Source organism: Brevibacillus sp. (assembly GCF_003521185.1).
Classification (GTDB): Bacteria; Bacillota; Bacilli; order Brevibacillales; family Brevibacillaceae; genus Brevibacillus; species Brevibacillus parabrevis.
Genome location: NZ_DOTK01000034.1, coordinates 92519 through 109955 on the forward strand (window position 1 = coordinate 92519; position 17437 = coordinate 109955).

General features: G+C 50.5%; 19 protein-coding genes. 13 read left to right on the top strand and 6 right to left on the bottom strand.

Annotation, left to right across the window (positions count from 1 at the left end; translation table 11 throughout):
- Positions 1-182: 182 nt before the first annotated feature.
- From DEP07_RS08570 to DEP07_RS08590, 5 genes are all read left to right on the top strand, one after another.
- The gene (locus DEP07_RS08570) at positions 183-689 is read left to right on the top strand and encodes a hypothetical protein (RefSeq protein WP_287102374.1); all 507 of its coding nucleotides are present in this window, start codon (positions 183-185) and stop codon (positions 687-689) included.
- On the top strand, positions 679-1749 hold the full coding sequence (locus DEP07_RS08575) for a phosphodiester glycosidase family protein (RefSeq protein WP_122965128.1): 1071 nt from the start codon (positions 679-681) through the stop codon (positions 1747-1749). The genes DEP07_RS08570 and DEP07_RS08575 overlap by 11 nt, the downstream gene beginning before the upstream one ends.
- 159 nt (positions 1750-1908) lie before the next feature.
- Complete coding sequence (ggt, locus tag DEP07_RS08580) at positions 1909-3936, top strand: gamma-glutamyltransferase (RefSeq protein ID WP_287102375.1); 2028 nt, start codon at positions 1909-1911, stop codon at positions 3934-3936.
- Positions 3937-3965: 29 nt separating this feature from the next.
- The gene (locus DEP07_RS08585; RefSeq protein WP_122965130.1) at positions 3966-4856 is read left to right on the top strand and encodes an NAD-dependent epimerase/dehydratase family protein; all 891 of its coding nucleotides are present in this window, start codon (positions 3966-3968) and stop codon (positions 4854-4856) included.
- Between the two features lie 82 nt (positions 4857-4938).
- A complete protein-coding gene (locus tag DEP07_RS08590) occupies positions 4939-5778 on the top strand; it encodes a M15 family metallopeptidase (protein WP_122965131.1) in 840 nt (279 codons plus the stop codon).
- Between the two features lie 105 nt (positions 5779-5883).
- On the opposite strand, the gene lepB is transcribed toward DEP07_RS08590, so the two are convergent.
- Positions 5884-6444: a signal peptidase I gene (lepB, locus tag DEP07_RS08595; RefSeq protein WP_122965132.1), complete on the bottom strand. Its 561-nt coding sequence runs from the start codon at positions 6442-6444 to the stop codon at positions 5884-5886.
- A 392-nt stretch (positions 6445-6836) separates the two neighbouring features.
- On the opposite strand from lepB, the gene DEP07_RS08600 reads away from it, so the two are divergent.
- From DEP07_RS08600 to DEP07_RS08615, 4 genes are all read left to right on the top strand, one after another.
- Positions 6837-7265, top strand: coding sequence for a MarR family winged helix-turn-helix transcriptional regulator (locus tag DEP07_RS08600; protein ID WP_122965133.1), 429 nt, complete (start codon positions 6837-6839; stop codon positions 7263-7265).
- Between the two features lie 74 nt (positions 7266-7339).
- Positions 7340-7966: a hypothetical protein gene (locus tag DEP07_RS08605; RefSeq protein ID WP_274874048.1), complete on the top strand. Its 627-nt coding sequence runs from the start codon at positions 7340-7342 to the stop codon at positions 7964-7966.
- Positions 7967-8096: 130 nt separating this feature from the next.
- Positions 8097-8270: a hypothetical protein gene (locus tag DEP07_RS08610; protein ID WP_281868692.1), complete on the top strand. Its 174-nt coding sequence runs from the start codon at positions 8097-8099 to the stop codon at positions 8268-8270.
- Between the two features lie 156 nt (positions 8271-8426).
- The gene (locus DEP07_RS08615; protein ID WP_063229818.1) at positions 8427-9539 is read left to right on the top strand and encodes an aminopeptidase; all 1113 of its coding nucleotides are present in this window, start codon (positions 8427-8429) and stop codon (positions 9537-9539) included.
- 16 nt (positions 9540-9555) lie between these two features.
- Here the strand turns inward: DEP07_RS08615 and DEP07_RS08620 are convergent, their stop codons facing one another.
- Positions 9556-9876, bottom strand: coding sequence for a hypothetical protein (locus DEP07_RS08620; protein WP_122965135.1), 321 nt, complete (start codon positions 9874-9876; stop codon positions 9556-9558).
- 215 nt (positions 9877-10091) lie between these two features.
- Here DEP07_RS08620 and DEP07_RS08625 point away from each other — a divergent pair, with 215 nt between their 5' ends.
- A complete protein-coding gene (locus tag DEP07_RS08625) occupies positions 10092-10787 on the top strand; it encodes a hypothetical protein (protein WP_287102376.1) in 696 nt (231 codons plus the stop codon).
- 42 nt (positions 10788-10829) lie between these two features.
- On the opposite strand, the gene DEP07_RS08630 is transcribed toward DEP07_RS08625, so the two are convergent.
- From DEP07_RS08630 to DEP07_RS08645, 4 genes are all read right to left on the bottom strand, one after another.
- The gene (locus tag DEP07_RS08630) at positions 10830-11324 is read right to left on the bottom strand and encodes a hypothetical protein (protein WP_287102377.1); all 495 of its coding nucleotides are present in this window, start codon (positions 11322-11324) and stop codon (positions 10830-10832) included.
- 198 nt (positions 11325-11522) lie between these two features.
- Positions 11523-12041, bottom strand: a complete 519-nt coding sequence (locus DEP07_RS08635; protein WP_287102378.1) for an isoprenylcysteine carboxyl methyltransferase family protein — start codon at positions 12039-12041, stop codon at positions 11523-11525.
- 5 nt (positions 12042-12046) lie between these two features.
- On the bottom strand, positions 12047-13117 hold the full coding sequence (locus tag DEP07_RS08640; RefSeq protein WP_287102379.1) for a type III polyketide synthase: 1071 nt from the start codon (positions 13115-13117) through the stop codon (positions 12047-12049).
- 248 nt (positions 13118-13365) lie between these two features.
- Positions 13366-14601 (bottom strand): MDR family MFS transporter, encoded by a 1236-nt coding sequence (locus DEP07_RS08645; protein ID WP_173596467.1) that lies wholly within the window; start codon positions 14599-14601, stop codon positions 13366-13368.
- A 283-nt stretch (positions 14602-14884) separates the two neighbouring features.
- Between DEP07_RS08645 and DEP07_RS08650 the strand changes: the two genes are divergently transcribed.
- The 3 genes from DEP07_RS08650 (at position 14885) to DEP07_RS08660 (ending at position 17372) form a co-directional block, all read left to right on the top strand.
- Positions 14885-15529, top strand: a complete 645-nt coding sequence (locus DEP07_RS08650; protein WP_122965139.1) for a GGDEF domain-containing protein — start codon at positions 14885-14887, stop codon at positions 15527-15529.
- A 213-nt stretch (positions 15530-15742) separates the two neighbouring features.
- The gene (locus DEP07_RS08655; RefSeq protein ID WP_005836349.1) at positions 15743-16360 is read left to right on the top strand and encodes a DUF47 domain-containing protein; all 618 of its coding nucleotides are present in this window, start codon (positions 15743-15745) and stop codon (positions 16358-16360) included.
- Positions 16353-17372: an inorganic phosphate transporter gene (locus tag DEP07_RS08660; RefSeq protein WP_122965140.1), complete on the top strand. Its 1020-nt coding sequence runs from the start codon at positions 16353-16355 to the stop codon at positions 17370-17372. Before DEP07_RS08655 ends, DEP07_RS08660 begins: the two co-directional genes overlap by 8 nt.
- Positions 17373-17437 lie beyond the last annotated feature (65 nt).

Consider the following 17437-nt stretch of genomic DNA (forward strand, 5'->3'; position numbering starts at 1 on the left):
CCCACTTTGATGAATACGTGGAGAGACTTGCAACCGAAAAGAGCAGATATCGTCGCAACGAATCGCGATGGTATCTGCTTTTTTTGACCAAAAATTCCACTTTTTTCGCAAACGGTTTGTCGAAAAATAATCTATGTTATAATAAAACCTCATTCTATGTCACAGAAAGGAGGAGGGGGCCGATGAACGACAAATACATGGGAACTTCATCGACTTCGTCAACTACGTTGCCACTCCCGGCGAACGGGAAGCAGGCGGGAAGACGCAAACGAGGCAGCCTGCTGCAGGCATTGTTTCCCTCCAGAACAGAAGGCAAGCGACCACTGCTGCCAATCGCACTCGCTGTACTGGTTTGGGTAGGACTTGCTTATGCAGGTTACGCCTTTGCTGCCCATACGCTGGACAAGCAGCAGCAATTTGTGAACCTGCGGATCAATCAGATACAAGAAGAGAACCAGAAGCAGATGCAAACTTTGGGAGAGCAGCTGGTGACGGTGCAGGACGAGATGAAAGCGGTGCAGGCTGGTCTTGGCAATCTGGAGGAAGACCTGCAATTGACAGGCGAAACAATCGGCGGAACGAACAAAACAAAAGAAGCCTTGCAGGATCGGATTGACCAGCTGAACAAGCAACTGGTTGATTTGAAGGCGTCGCTGAAAAAACTGGAGGATGCCGCTCGTGCTTGGTAAAGTCAACCGCTTTTTCCTGTTCCTGCTGGCACCAGCTCTCGGCTTCCTCGTTGCCTTTTCCACGATCCAGCCTGCGGAAACGTTGCAGGCAGAAGGTTTGGCGCTCTCGGCACACGAATCGAAAAAGCTGGCGGATGACTTGGGGCAGCAATTGGATGACACGAAGACAAAGCTGCGCAACGTCGAGATTGTCGTGGAAGATATTCGCGATCGCGCCAAGGCGGAGCAAAAAGATTACGAAGAGCAAAACAAGCACATCAACAACTTGCTTGTGACGAGCAGATCGCAGACACAAAAGTCGGCGGATGTGCTGGACACGATTTTGTCGAACATGCTCGGCAATCCAATCGGGCAGTCTTTCGGGAAAAAGTCGACCGTCAAAGTATATTCGCTGCAAGAAGCGGGCTATCGCGGATATATGGCGAAAGTTCGCCTCCAGGACCCGAGCGCCTTGAAGATGGTCCTGGCGAACAACTCGGTCAAAAGCAAAGGCGAGACGACAAGCCATGCCGGCAAGCGCACGGGAGCTGTTCTGGCGATCAACGCCGGAGGCTTCATGAGCGACAGCAAAGGCTATCTCCAGCCGCTCGGCATTACCGTTGTTGACGGCAAGATTCGCACGTTTTCCAACAATTCGAATCTGAGCTTCGTCGGCTTCAACAACAAAGGCCACCTGGTGGGAGCGAACATCAAGACCCAGGCGCAAATTACCCAGCAGGGCATTTTGCAAGGGGCGAGCTTCTTGCCAAGGCTGCTCCAGGACGGGAAACGCTTGCCGATTCCCCGCGCCTGGGCGAATGCTCGCCAGCCGCGCACGCTCATCGGTCACTTCGATAACGGCGACTTGCTCGTCATCGTGATCGACGGCAGAAGAGAAGGCTGGAGCAATGGGGTTACGCTTGAAGAAGCACAGCGCAAATTGCAAGAATTTCACGTTGTCGATGCATACAATCTCGATGGCGGCGGCTCCAGCGCGTTTTATTACAACGGCAAACTGTTGAACAAGCCTTCTGGCGGGAAGGAACGGCCTGTTGTCAGCAATCTGGTGATCATGCCGTAAATCAAAAAACGATTGGAATGATGCACACTCTTCCGACGCGGCACAGCGCTCGCGTTCGGGAGAGTGTTTTTTTCTTGGCAAGAGAGCGGACGGGTTGACCGGAAAAAATGCTGAAAATTATAATAATAGCAAAAGGAAGCAATAACCAGGGGGGATCGTATGAAAAAAAGGACAGTGCTAGCCCTCTCGTTCGTTGTCGTTTGTTCGCTTGCGCAGTTTGCCATTGCCAAAGTTCCCGGCGTTCCGGAAGGCGTAGATGGCGCCACAAAAGGAATCGTAGCGGTCTCCCACCCTGCGGCCGCACAGGTTGGCCGCGACATTTTGGCCAAGGGCGGAAATGCCATCGATGCCGCTGCCGGAATCCAGCTGGCGCTCAACGTGGCAGAGCCGTACATGTCAGGAATCGGCGGCGGTGGTTTTATGCTGATTTACTTGAAGGATCAGAATAAAATTACGATCATCGACAGCCGCGAAGTCGCTCCGGCCAAGGTGACCGCTGACATGTTTCTGCAAGCGAACGGAAAGCCGATCCCGTTTGAACAGCGGCATACTAGCGGCAAGGCAGTCGGTGTGCCCGGGACTTTGCTTGGCGTGGCAGAAGCGCTGGACGATTACGGTACGTGGGATTTGCCGCAAGTGCTTGCACCTGCCATCGAGCTGGCGGAAAAAGGCGTGCGCGTCAACTGGGTGACGGCAGACTACATCGCCAAGTCGCGCGACAAGCTCGAAAAGTATGCGACTGCGGCGAAGGTGTTCCTTCCACAAGGACAACCGCTTGCGGAAGGGCAAATTCTCGTGCAGCCCGATCTGGCAAAAACGTTGAAACTGATTCGCGACAAAGGACCGGACGCCCTGTACGCAGGGGAAATTGGGCAAGCGCTTGTCCAGGAAGTGCAGCGCACAGGCGGCACGATGACGATGGATGACCTCAAGGCTTACCAGGTCAAGGAACGGGAGCCGATCCGCGGCATGTTTCGCGGCTATGAGGTGATCTCCATGGCTCCGCCCAGCTCGGGTGGCTTGACCATGATCCAGATTTTGAAGCTGATGGAAGGGTACAACAACCAGCAGGACGGCTTCGGGTCCGTGACCTATTTGCATCATCTGATAGAAGCGAACCACCTCGCATACGCTGACCGGGCGGCGTACATGGCAGACGAGGATGTGTATCCCGTGCCCAAGCAGGGACTGCTCCACGACGATTACATAAAAGAACGGCGCAAGCTGATTGGAGAAGAAAAAGCCAATTCGCAAGTAACGGCTGGCGATCCGTGGCGGTTCGATCCAGGTCGCAAGCCTGAGGTTGCCTTCAAGCTGATCGACAATTCGCCAGTCAAGCAGACGACTCATTTTTCCGTTATGGACAAATGGGGCAATCTCGTCTCGTACACGACAACGATTGAGGACGTCTTTGGCAGCGGTGTGATGGTGCCAGGCTACGGCTTTATGCTCAACAATGAGCTGACCGACTTTGACGCGGTGCCCGGAGGTGTCAATCAGGTGGAGCCTGGCAAGCGTCCGCGCTCCAGCATGACACCGACGATCGTGCTGAAAGACGGGAAGCCGTTCCTCGCTATCGGCTCGCCAGGCGGATCGACGATTATCGCTTCCGTGTCGCAGACAATTCTGAATGTGATTGACCACGGCATGAGTATTGAGGAGGCGATCCGTGCGCCACGCCTTTTTTCCAGCGAATATCCGCATGTCTCCTGGGAAGCGGGGATTGATCAGGACGCCATTTTGCAGTTGATGGCAAAAGGTCATGTTTTCGCCGAGGAGCCGACGGATATCGGCAATGTGCAGGCGATCGTCTACGATTTTGAGACAGGCAAAATGTACGGGGGAGCGGACAATACGCGAGAAGGGACTGTGCTGGGCGTCGACGCCATCGCCTATACAGCCGCTGAACCGCCGGAAGTTTCGTATGAAGCGGGAGAGCCGTTTGCCATCTCGGTAAATGGGCAGACGTACCCTTTTTTGGCCGAGCAAAAGCTGGTCGCAAAAGGCATCGCGTATGTGCAAGCGGACAAATTGCTGCTCGGTTTGGGCGCGGGCTCAGAAGACTTCCGTTCAGACGCCCTCACCGTAAACGGCACGGAGTATCTCCCGGTCAAAAAAGTCGCGGAAAAGCTCGGATATGCCGTTAGCTGGGATGAGCGCGCGCGAGTGATCGCCTTGAACAAATAAATTCGCATGAGCGAAAGGTGGAAGCGACATTGAAAAAAGTATTGGTACTCGGGGGAACCCGCTTTTTTGGCAAGCGTCTTGTGCATCTGCTGATTGAATCGGGAGCAGATGTGACTGTGGCGACGAGAGGCTTGACCGAGGTAGACTTGCCGCCGCAGGTGAAGCGGCTTGTAGTTGACCGCGACGATAAAGCTTCGCTGGCAATCGCGGGGGAAGAGCAGTGGGATATCGTGTACGACAACATTTGTTATTCCTATCAAAATGCGCTGGACGCATGTGAAGTTTTTCGCGGCAAGGTCGGCAAATACGTGTTGACCTCTACCTTGTCCGTCTATGATTATGCGGAGCAGGCGCTGAAAGAGGAGGAGTTTGATCCGTATACGTATCCGCTGCGCCCGGGAACTCGCGAGGGCGTCAGCTATCAGGAAGGCAAGCGCCAGGCCGAAGCGGTATTTTTCCAGACGGATGCCTTTCCTGTTGTCGCCGTGCGTTTTCCGATCGTGCTTGCGGAAGAGGACTACACGCGCCGACTGCATTTTCACGTTGAACATGTCCACGAGGAACAGCCGATCGGGCTGGAAAATCCGCAAGCGACCATGTGCTTTATTCACGCTGGCGAAGCCGCGAGATTTTTGCAATGGGCGGGAACGGGTTCTGTGACAGGGCCAGTCAATGCCAACTCGCACGGCACGGTGACGCTGCAAGCTTTGCTCGACAACATTGCGCAAGCCGTGGGGAAACCGGCGCGCATTCAGCCAGAAACCGCTCCTTCCGACCAGTCGCCTTTTGGATTTCCCCATTCCTTTTTCATGGACAACAGCAAGGCAGCTGCCGCAGGATTTGCCTTTTTGACCCTCGAATCTTGGCTGCCAGCGCTTATTCAGACGATTGCAAAAGAAACAATGCATGCAAAAGCGTGACAATCCGTCCTTTTTTTTCGTCTAACTCCATGGTAAGGTAAAGCAGAACATATGTGTCTGTATGGAACCAGGAGGACAGGTCATGAACAAGAATCGCACCAATGGTCTTGCCATCGTCGCCGCATTATCCGTAGCGCTGCTCAGTGGATGTGAGGCACCATCGCTGGATGGATTGCTCTCGACAAACAATCCGTCCCAGCCAGCAGGGAATACAGCGACAACGGCAGATGGTACACAAACAAACACAGCGGAGCCAACCGCGGGAGATTCCTCTCGCAGCAAATGGGCATCACTGGCGGAGACAATCCAGGACGTCAATGGAGTCCCGACGGTTACGAACCCGACTGATCTCGCCGTTGTCGTAAACAAGAAGCGGGCCTTGCCTGCTGACTATATTCCACCTGATCTGGTGGAGCCGAACGTCCCGTTTCCTTTTGATGAAAAAGTGGAAAAACGCATGATGCGCCAAGAAGCCGCCCAGGCGCTGGAGGAACTGTTTGCAGCTGCCAAGCAGGATGGCATCGAGCTGTACGCGGTTTCCGGCTATCGTTCGTACAAGACGCAAAAATCGTTGTACGAGACGTATGTACAGACACAAGGAGCGGAGCACGCCGCGGCGTACAGCGCTGTGCCAGGAAAAAGCGAGCATCAGACAGGGCTTGCGATGGACGTCTCTGGCGCCGATGTGAAAACGAGGCTGGAGGAATCGTTTGGAGAAATGCCGGAAGGGAAATGGCTGGCCGAGCATTGTGGTGAGTACGGCTTCGTCATCCGCTATTTGAAAGGCAAGGAAGACACGACAGGATACGCCTATGAGCCATGGCATTTGCGCTATGTAGGAAAAGACATGGCAAAAGACATCATGGCAGCGGGCCTGACGCTGGAAGATTACTTGTCTGCAAAGGCAACGGCTCAAAAGTAACCACCTCCCTTTCAGCGAAAATGTCTCGCCGTTTTCACAGAAAAAAGCCGCTCTACAAGGAGCGGCTTTTCCTATTCCTGCATATGCTTGTGAGACAGCAGGTCATTATTTCGGCAGGCGGATATCCGTCAGCGGCCAATAGACGGCCTCTGCACGACCTACTACGTGGTCGAGCTTGACGGGGCCGATGACGCGGCTGTCCATGCTGTTGTTGCGATTGTCTCCCATCACGAACACACTGCCTTCCGGGATCGTAATCGGAGCGAAGTCTTCCGTCAACACCACTCCGGCAGCTGATGCTTGCAGCTTGTTGTTGGTCAAATACTCTTCGCTGAGCGGTTGCCCGTTGATGTACACCTGATCGTTTTTGGCCTCGACGGTATCTCCGGCTACGGCAATGACACGTTTGATCCAGTTATCGCCGCTCGCATCCGGATGGATGATGACGATATCGCCTGGCTTAGGCTCCTTGAGATAATAGATCGCCTTGTTGACGATGACACGTTCACGGTCGTGCAGTGTGCTCTCCATCGAGCGTCCTTGAACGACGTAGGGAGCCATGACAAACACGTAGATGAAGGCAGTCAAACCACCAATCAAGGCAAACGATTTTAACCAGTCGAGCAATTCTGTTTTCCATTTCGCTGAGCTTTTGGCTTGTTCCATCGACTTGATCTCCTATGTACATGGTTTCTTGGCAACGGATTGCCGTGGACAAAAGGGCGTCCAGTAGACGAGACTGCTCCTTTATTATACATGCAATACGAATGGATACGAAATAAGATTCAAGGAAATAAATGCCTGCTTGCCAGGAGAAAAGTTGCTGTCACGATTTTGCCATCTTCGCCTATTGTCAGTTTTTCCTGTTTGAGGTAAGATGATGTTGCAGATAAGTTTTACAGTAAAAATATTAAATAGTAAACACTTTGTCTCGGCTCATACATATCTTTCGCGGAAAGAAATAATTTTGGAAGGTCTATTGATCTTCATGTACTTTGCCTATATAGTTTTATAGTAAAAGTACTTATATTATTTACTTTCTGAAAATAGGTGATGTTGTGAGCGACATGTCCCGCGCCAGTAAAATCGAGGAACTGGATCGAGCATTTGTCGAGATGGCCCGCTTCTTTATCAGCCATTGGCTGGAAGAGGAAGGGTTGATTAGTCCCAAGCAGTTTATCTTGCTACGCGTGCTTCATCAAAAAGGGCGAAGTACGGTTTCTGAACTGGCGACCATACTCAAGCAGTCCAACAGTGCAACCACGATTGCTCTCAATCGGCTGGTGAAAGTCGGTTACATCGATCGGGTTCGTGACGAGCTGGATCGAAGAGTCGTCTGGGTGACGCTGTCGCAAAAAGCGATTCCGATGCTGGAAGGACTTTTGTGCCAGAGAAGGGCACTGGTTGCGAAACTGCTAGAAAACCTGAGCGATGAAGAAGTCGAGCAATTCACGTACTTCTTGCGCAAAATGAAGCAATGCATGTAGCACTGTCAAGCGGGTAGCAGGTCAGGGGCATTTCGGGAGACAATGTGTGTACTAGGAGAATGGAGTGTACACATATGAGAAAAAGCAGCACACTGATGATGGGTACTTTGGTTTTGGGAGCAGCATTGTTTGCACAAGGAGCTTGTGCCGAGGAAGCTTCCGTGAATACAACAGAAGCTTCTACTACGACTGCGGCACCAGCAACTGAAACAACAGCGGCACCAACTACGACAGCACCAGTGGTTAACCAGACGCAAGCAGGAGCACCTGTTCAAGGCGCATGGGTTAAGCTTCCAGGTGAAGATGAGTATGTATTTGTGAGCGGAACGTTCGTTCCTTCGGCAAACTCCGCATCCGGCTGGGTACTCATGCCGAACGAAGATCAATTTGTTGCGACAAACAATTACCAAATCGTGCAAGCGCCTAACAGCGGCTGGGCTTTCATGCCAGTAGAAGACCAGTTCGTTACAAAAAACAGCTTCCAAGTCGTGCAAGCACCAAACTCCGGCTGGGCTGGGTTGCCGAATGAAGATCAATTCGTCATTCTCGGTGACAAAACACCAGTATTCTCTCCTTCAGCTGGCTGGGCTGCTGCTCCCAAAGAAGATGAGAGTGTTACAATCGGACGCAACGCAACACAAGATATCACAAACAGAACTGGCTGGAGCCCAATGGTTCCTGCATCTGACAGCGACAAGTAAATCACTCGATAAAAAGACGCTTCGCCTACTTGGGCAAGGCGTCTTTTCTCATCTTTTTCCCGCGATGGCTAAATCAGGCGGGGCTCGCGCACACTATACCGATGAAAAAAGCGGAAGGAGCAGATGAAAGATGAGAGAAGAACGCAAGCAAGCACCGAGCGGGCAAATCACGCAGGCAGGGAACATGGACGCAACGTTGTATCAGGTGGACGCAGAGGACGCAGAGGGATTGGCGACTACGCAAGAATTGCTGAGCGACATTTACAAAATGGGGACGATCGAGGACAGAGGCACAGCGCAATAATAAAGAAGAGTGATGACAGCAACAAGCCAGCATGCTCGGTAGACGAAGGCTGGCTTGTTGTTGTGTGCATTTGATAAAATAAATTTTATTGACTTGTCGAGATTTATCAGCAAAAATACAATTGGAATCAGAAAATTTAAAAAGGGTGTGTCACGCATGAGAGACTCTCGCTTGGAGCAATTGGCCTACAACTTGGTTAACTATTCCGTTCGTGTACAACCAGGAGAAAATGTCCTGATCAATGCCAAAGGAAAAACGCCTGAACTGGTAGCGGCCCTGGTTCGTGAGATTTACAAGGCAGGAGGCAGCCCGCACGTTCAACTGATCGATCCGGCTGTCAGCCGTGAGATCGCCATGAATTGCAACGAAGAGCAATTAAAAGCAATGGCAGCACACGAAGTAGCTCTGATGGAAAAAATGCAAGGCTACATCGGCATCCGCGCAGCCGACAACATCAACGAAATGGCAGATGTGCCGGGCGACAAGCTGGGCATGTACTCCCGTCTGTACGAGCTGCCGGTGATGAACGTTCGCGTACCAAAGACAAAATGGGTCGTGCTTCGCTATCCGAACCCGTCTATGGCCCAATTGGCGAACATGTCTACGGCTGCATTTGAAGACTTTTACTTCCAGGTGTGCAATCTGGACTACGCAAAAATGGACAAGGCGATGGACAGCCTCGTTGACTTGATGAACCGGACAGATGAAGTTCGTCTGGTAGGACCGGAAACAGACCTGACTTTCTCCATCAAAGACATCCCTGCGGTCAAATGTGCAGGACTGCGCAACATTCCTGACGGCGAAGTGTATACGGCTCCGGTGAAAAACTCGGTGAACGGAACCATTACCCACAATGCGCCTACACCGTACCACGGCTTCACTTTTGAAAATGTTCGCCTGACCTTCCGGGATGGCAAAATCGTGGAAGCAACCGCAAACGACAGCCAAAGACTGAACGAAATTCTCGATACAGACGAAGGCGCTCGTTATATCGGCGAGTTTGCCATCGGGGTCAATCCTTTCATTCGCAATCCGATGAAAGACATCTTGTTTGACGAAAAAATCGACGGAAGCTTCCACTTCACGCCAGGGCAATGTTACGACGAGGCGTACAACGGAAACAAGTCTTCTGTACACTGGGACATGGTTTCCATCCAACGCCCGGAATGGGGCGGGGGAGAAATCTGGTTTGATGGCGTCCTGATCCGCAAAGATGGCCGATTCGTCATCCCGGAACTGGAGTGCCTCAATCCGGAGAACTTGAAGTAAGCCTGGACGCTATCTTTTACTTGTCATATTGGCGCAATCTCTCTTGCGCCAACTGCATGTCCATCTCAAGCTGGAAGAGCATGTGCAGATTGCTGGTAGGCATGATCGTGCGCCGGGCCGAATGATAGAGAGTAGGCTTTAGCGATTTGATAATCGTCATGATCTCCACCATGGGCGGGATGACTTGCTTGATTCGGAGCAGGCTCTGCAAGTAACGGAGAAACTTTTGGATGCTGGCAGCGTCATCCTGATTGGGCAAAGTCTCAATCAAGGTACAGAAGTCGCGAACAATCATTCGTTTTGTGTCCAGAGGCTCCACTATATTAGTACGATTCACGATGGCTCCACCTCTCGGGTATGGGTAACGTTTTTCTTTTCTATTCCTCGATTTGCCCATAAGTAAACATGAAAATAGGAAAAAAGTCTGTAGAATTGAAAAATAGAAAGTTCATTATAACCAATAAAAATAAGTAATCACACACAAAATGTTTGACTGATTGATGGGGCCAAGTAAACTAACGGGCAGGTTTGAGAAAGAGTCTTGTTAAGCGAGTGGACGAAATAGCGGAACTGCGGCTCAACTCATTCCTTGCACAATATAACAGAAAGAGCAGAAGGGAAACCTCTCTGCTCTTTATTCATTTTACTTACCCACTGGACAACATTTTGTATGAATGTAACCATTTGTTTTTGGCGAGTATCACCTACAAAAGGCGAAAAAGTGATTTCAATGAAGGCAAGGAACAAAATCTAGTATTCGACATAAATAGACTTTATTTTCAGTATACATATGAAACTGTATATGGTAAATTATGGATTGAATCGAAAGGTGGAGGGATTGTGGTGGTCAAAAAGCTAAATAATCCCAAAGTTCGCATCGTTTTCATGTTTGCCCTTTCATTAATGCTGACGATTGGTTCTGTAATAGCTTCGGCGAAAGATAATAAGCTTACTATGCCTCCGACTGAATATTCTGTCATTGGAGATTTTGTGTTTATTTTTAAAGGTGATAGCGTTTACTATGAATGGAAAAATAGTGGGAGTACGCATGGTGTAGGTTTTGGAGTTTATTACTTTGATGGTCAATCTAGCACACTGATAGCAAATAAAACTGCTGGATCTGGTAACGGTGGTGCTTGGGATTCTTTCACAGCATCTTATACGGGTAATTACTTTTTAAAAGCAAACTGCGGTGGCGAAGGACAAACTGGATGTAAAGGGTCAGGATTTATTCGATATGAACTTTAAAAAAAGGCACTCGGGTTAAACATGACTCGAGCGCCTTTTTTGCTACTCAAGAGAATTGGCTACTTTTAATAAATCATCCATTTTTTCGCTCTTACCATTTTTTGCAATTCCTATTTCGTAAAATAAATTATTTTTCTTGAAACGAATAAAATCAGCCATGTAATTATCTGCATGAAGATACTCAGCTTTGGTACCATCCACCAAAGTGATCATTTCCGGTTGGATTTTTAGAGGATTATTGCTTTGTACATAAATGGATATAGAGAGTAGCTCATTTGTTTGATTGTTGTAGTAATCAACCGTTAATCGCTGAAGAAGTTCATTAAAACGACCACCTGTATGCGTGGGGGTAAAAGGAATGTACTGAGGGAGTAAGATGTCTTTGTGATAAGCTTTTTCAAATTGCGATACAGATACTTTAAGCGGAGCAACATTTCCTAATGGTTTATTGGGATCAACGTCTAATGGGTCTTTCGGAGCAATGGGCTGAAGAATGCTTAGACTTAAAATAAGGGTCAACACTTTACCGATGAACATAAGTTCAATGATCCTCCTTTAATCTTTGAAATATACATTCTTACGTCATGGTGTCTATTTAGCCCCAGTGCCAGCGTAGCTGGCATAATCGGCATACGAACAGAGTGTTGTGCGGCTTGATTTTGTTCGCATACTCACCATTTGCGGAATTTTACACATGGTAATTCCGCTTATCCCTCTTTTCGAATATTTGCATGGTTATTTTTCGCTTTCATAAACCACCTTTTCTTCCAGCGGTATTCTTACGCGCAACAGCAGCCAGGCGTTTAATATCGTGAAGACAATGGCTGTGGTCACGGCAGAAAATGTCAGCGGCAGGGTGATCAGCTCAACTGCGACTACGAGGTAGTTCGGATGGCGCATGACACGGTAAGGGCCTCGCCGGATCGGCTGTTCACCCGGTATGACGAGGATTCGCGTGTTCCAGCGTTTGCCCAGACTGCGTATGCACCAGTAGCGCAGCACCTGAGCGGCCAAGAACAAGCCGAAACTATACGCCCACCAAACGGGAAGGGCAGCGGCCGGATTCGTGGAGGCGACTTCGGCTATGAGACTTGCGAAAAACAGCACATGGAAAAGCACGATGTACTTGTAATGTCCGGCTCCAATCTCCACGCCGCCGATGGAGCGAACGTAGCGGGCGTTGCGCGCGGCGAGCAGCAGTTCGCCCATGCGTTGCAGACCGACAGCAGCGATCACCAACCAAAAGAACAGCATCTCATCTACCTCGCTTCCAGCAGGAGCAGTTCGGAGCTGAACCCAGGCCCAAGCGCGGCTACCAAGCCGCGATCGCCGCGGTTCCACGGCTGCTCCATGCTTTTTTCCAGAACAAACAGCACAGTCGGGGATGACATGTTGCCAAAATGGCTCAGCACCTCCTCGGAGTGGCGGGTTGCAGCAGCGTCGATGCCAAGGGAGGATTGATAGGCGTCGATCACTTTTGCACCGCCTGGGTGAAAAATAAAATGGTGCAAGTGCTCCACTGTCGTTTGATGCGGCGTCAGGAAACGGTCGACATTTTCGCGCATGTACGTCTGAATCAGCGTGGGAATGTCGCGGGAAAAGATCACCTTCAGTCCCGGCTCGGTCAATTCCCAGCCCATGACGTCAAGGGTGTCCGGCCACGTTGTCGTGCGAGCGTCGCAAAACTGTATGCTCGGTGCAGAAGCGCCTTTTGAGACAGGGACGCTGTCGCCGCTAACCACGACAGCGGCTGCTCCATCACCGAACAGGCAAGTGGCAACGAGGTTGCTTTTGGACAAATCTTGCCGGATAAAGGTCAGCCCGCACAGCTCCACGCTGATGAGCAGCACTCTGCGCCGAGGATAGGCGCCTGTGTATTCGCAGGAACGGGACAAGCCCATCGCTCCTCCGGCACAGCCCAACCCCCACAGCGGAATCCTGGTAATGTCGGAGCGCAGCCCCAGACTGTTGACCAAGCGCGAATCGATGCTGGGCGTAGAAATCCCTGTGCTCGATACGAATACGAGGCAATCGATATCGGTCGGTTCCAGCCCGGCCTTTTGCAAGCATTTTCGTGCTGCTTCAAGCGACAAAGCTTCTGCATGCTGGATGTACAGCTGATTTTTTTCCGCGAAAGGCCGATCGTCGGAAAACCAATCCATTGGCATGCAAAAATGCCGTTTCTGGATGTTGCTATGGGCAAATACGTGAAGCAGCCGATCGATATCAGGAAAAGCATCCTGGAAAAAATGCCGGGCCAGCTGCATGGAATCTTCCTGGGTAATCTCATGAGGGGGAACGGCTGTCGAAACCGCATCGATACGGGGCATACGTTTTTCTCACTCCCGTTTGTCAGTTTGTGGCAATACAAATAGGCTTCCCCTTCCAATTGATCCCAATTCATCGTTTTCGAAACGATGCAGCCGATAGCATTTGCCAGAAATGAAACGAGGAACGCTGGTTTGTTTTCGCAATCATAATTCACCTGAACACACAACTGGGCAAAGGAAAAAGCCAGCATGCTGACGAGTGGCACCCCGCCTTTCGCATCTGGCTTTTTGCGTAATCAGATTCGATGTTATTGGGATAGCGACTGCCCGCTTTCCGCATGCTCGGCAAGCGTCGCTTTTTTGACAAAACGGTATTGAAAAAGTCCGCCGATGAACAGGAGCAGCCCGAGAATCGAGAACCAGAACGCACCGCCGATTCCTCTGAAAGCGACGGCTCCGACAGAAGGGCCGATCGTTCCGGTAATCCCCCAGTTTGCCCCGAAGATGGCGAAGTAACGGCCGCGGTACTCCTCGGGGGCCATCACGGAAATCGCTTTCTGAATTTGCGGCCCGTACAGCATCTCGCCGATGGTGAACAAAATTTCCGCGAGCACGAGGATGAGGAAGCCAGGTGCCCAGCCATAGCCAAACCCGACACAGGCCAAAAACAGGTAAGCCACGAGAATGACCCGATGCGCAGGGAAGCGCTCCGCGAACTTGGCAATCGCGATTTGGCAACAGACGACCAGCACGCCATTGATCGTCATCAGGGTGGCAAAGACATTGAGAAAGTCCGTGTACTGTGTCCGCAAATGCTGAGGCAAAATGATTTCTACCTGAGAGTACAGAAGCGAGACAGGGATGGCGGCAAGCGTCATCCAGAAGAGCGTCGGATGCTCGGAAAGCTTGAGGCGAGGGCCTTGAGCGGTTTTGGCGGACTGTTTCGCCTGCGCTCTGATGTGATCTGGCAGTGTCTCAGGAATCTTCAAGAAGATGAGCAGACTGTAGACGAACAGCGTACAGGAACAGAGGCCAAAGGCGATGGCCGGATTGATTTTGTAAATGGCGACGCCGATGAGCGGGCCAGCCGCAGCGCCGAGATTGAGGGCTGTGTGCAAAAGGGCGAAAACTTCGCTGCGCTTTTCCTCAGGGACGACATCCGTAATTTGCGCGCTGGCAGCAGGCCAAAACAGCGAAGCGCCGACTCCGTTCAGGACGGTCAGGGCGGCAAACGTAAAAATCGACTCGGCCCAGATGTATCCAGCCATCGAGATCGCTTCGATCAGCAAAGCGGCGATCATCAGCGGCTTTCGGCCGTAGCGGTCGGAGAGACTCCCGGCGAAATAACCGGAGACGATGCTCGTCAACGGCTGCAGACTGGTGACCATAGCAGCCACGAGCAGATTCCCGTCCATCTTGTCATACAGATAGAAGGCGAGGAATGGGCGAAGCATAAAGCCTGCAAAAGTCGTAAGAATGGTCCCGATGACACGAATCCAGATGGTGGTGTCGTAGCGGGCAAGAATGTGATGAAACCAGGCCATGCAATTCATTCCCCCTGATCGATCAAGTTTATTTTGTAAGTATAGCGTACCCGTTAAGCGAAAAAAAAGAGGGTTGAGATAAACGGGAAAATTCCGACAAAACAAGCATAATTCACTTAATTCAGATAGATGAACATGAGATTTAGCAGATTGGTTCTTGAACAGTGACATAAACATAGGTAAAATATTCCTAACAATAAGGACAAAGGACCCATTTCTGATTGTTTAGGTGGGTCTTATGTAATGTATTGCTACATTGGATGGACCGGAGGTGGAGTGTGCCTTGGACTCACGCTGGATTGGCATGGGTGTGTCCTGTCTGATTATCATGATTTGGCTCTTTGTATGTGGGTTGCCTACCGAACTGTCGACGGTGTCATTCGTCGCCTTGGCCGCTATGATCCAGATCGCAGCTGGGTACAGGTTGGGAACATACGTAAATCGTCTGCGCCAAATGGCCTATCACGACTCGCTTACAGGCGTGTTGGTCAATCGCAGGTTTTTGGACAAGTTGATCCGCGAGATCAAGCTGGCGAAAATCCAGCAATATCCCGTTACGCTCTTATTCATCGATTTGGATAACTTTAAAAAATTCAATGATTGCCATGGTCATATGGAAGGGGATCGGTTGCTCTGCCAGTTCGCTGCGATTTTGCAAGCGAGTGTCCGCAGCCAGGACACGGTCGGGCGCTGGGGCGGCGAAGAGTTTGTCGTATTGCTGAAGCATGCGGATACACAGCAAGCGCTGGCAATCGGCGAGCGGATTCAAAACCAGGTCAGACAATCGCTGTCCGGCGTAACGGCAAGCATCGGCGTCGCTTCCTACCCGCATCATGCTGCAACAGCTGAGGAGTTGACACACAAGGCAGACACGTTGATGTACGAGGCCAAAAAACAGAAAGATTGCATGATCGTGGCCACTCATTAAAGATAAAAAAACAATAGATGGCAAGACTAACACCTGTATCCTTTTTGGGGAGACAGGTGTTTTTATGAGCAATTGTAAAGGAGGTTTACAAAAACTTAATATTATTTTAAAGAAAAATCTACACACTTGCCCTTGAATTTAAATTTACGTCAACAATAACTTTCGATATAATCGTTTAGGTGTGATTTATCCAAAGGAGTGAAGAAGGACCGTATGTTGAAATCTAACAAGTATATCTTCTTTGATCTGTTTGAACAGCAGATTGCCACGGTGCACAAAGGGACTCATCTTTTTTATGAAATGATAGGCAACTATCAGGATGTAGAAGCCAAGGTTAAGGCAATCAAAGCTGTTGAAAAAGAAGGGGATGAAATCGTTCGCCGAATCATGAACGAGTTGAATTCTACCTTTATCACTCCACTTGAGCGGGAAGACATTCACCAGCTCGCTCATACAATGGACTCGATGATCGATTACATTGACGGGGTTGCCGATCGCATGTACCTCTATCAGGTTCGCCAGCCGGAGCCTCGCGTTTTGGCGCAAGCAAACATCTTGGTGAAATGCTCCGCGAAGCTGATCGAACTCATCCGCACCTTGCGCAAGCTCGATCATCAAGTCGTCTCGAAAATTGCTAGAGAAATCAAAGACCTGGAGCACGAATCCGACTCGAATTACCGCAAAATGGTGTCCGATCTGCTGAACTCGCCAGATGCGAATCCGATCGAAGCAATCAAGCTCAAGGAAATTTACGACAAGCTGGAAGACTGTGCCGATTTTGCCGAGGACGTTTCGAACCTGGTGGAAGGGATCGTGTTAAAGAATGCTTGATCTTTCGCCAGAGGTGATCATTCTCGTTCTTGTCGTCATCATGGCGCTTAGCTTTGACTTCATCAACGGTTTTCACGACACGGCCAACGCTATTGCAACCTCTGTATCGACCCGAGCTTTGAGTCCGCGTACAGCGATTGTGATCGCCTCGCTATTCAACCTGCTCGGCGCCTTGACGTATACGGGTGTAGCGAAGACGATCGGGGGAAAAATTACGGACCCGTTCAAGCTGGAAAATGGACTGGTTGTCGTTTTGGCCGCTTTGACAGCAGCGATCTTGTGGAATCTGATCACTTGGTGGTTCGGTATCCCAAGCTCGTCCTCGCATGCCATCATCGGCGGCGTTGCTGGTGCTGCGGTTGGCGCATCCGGCTTTGGCTCCATCAACATGGAAGGCTTCATTGAGATCGTCAAAGCGTTGATCATTTCGCCAATCGTCGCTTTTGTTATCGGTTTTATTGTGATCAAAATCGTATCTGCTCTCGTGGCAAATACGGCCTATCATAAAACAAATCGCAGCTTCCGAATGCTGCAAGTCTTGTCCGCTTCCTGGCAGTCATTCAGCCACGGAGCCAACGATGCCCAGAAAACAATGGGTGTCATTACACTGGCATTGCTTTCTGGCGGCTTCCTCGTGCAGGAGCCGGGCGAGTTTACCATTCCGTTGTGGGTGAAGCTGTCTGCTGCGCTTGCCATGGCTTTGGGAACATCTTTTGGCGGCTGGCGGATCATCAAGACGATGGGTGGTAAGATTATGAAAATCAAGCCAATCAGTGGCTTTTCCGCCGACCTGTCTTCTGCCTTGATTATCACAATCTTTACTACTTTGAAACTGCCTGTCAGTACGACGCACGTAATCACTTCCTCCATTTTGGGGGTAGGGGCGTCACAAAAGCTGAACGCAGTGAAATGGGGCTTGGCTGGCCGAATCATCGTTACCTGGATCATTACGCTTCCGGTGACGGGTCTTCTCGCAGCTGCCTGTTACGTTGTCTTGGACGTTTTCCTGTAAAGGGAACGATACATGTCAAAAAAGACACCTTTCCTACGATGCCATTTCGTAGCGAGGTGTCTTTT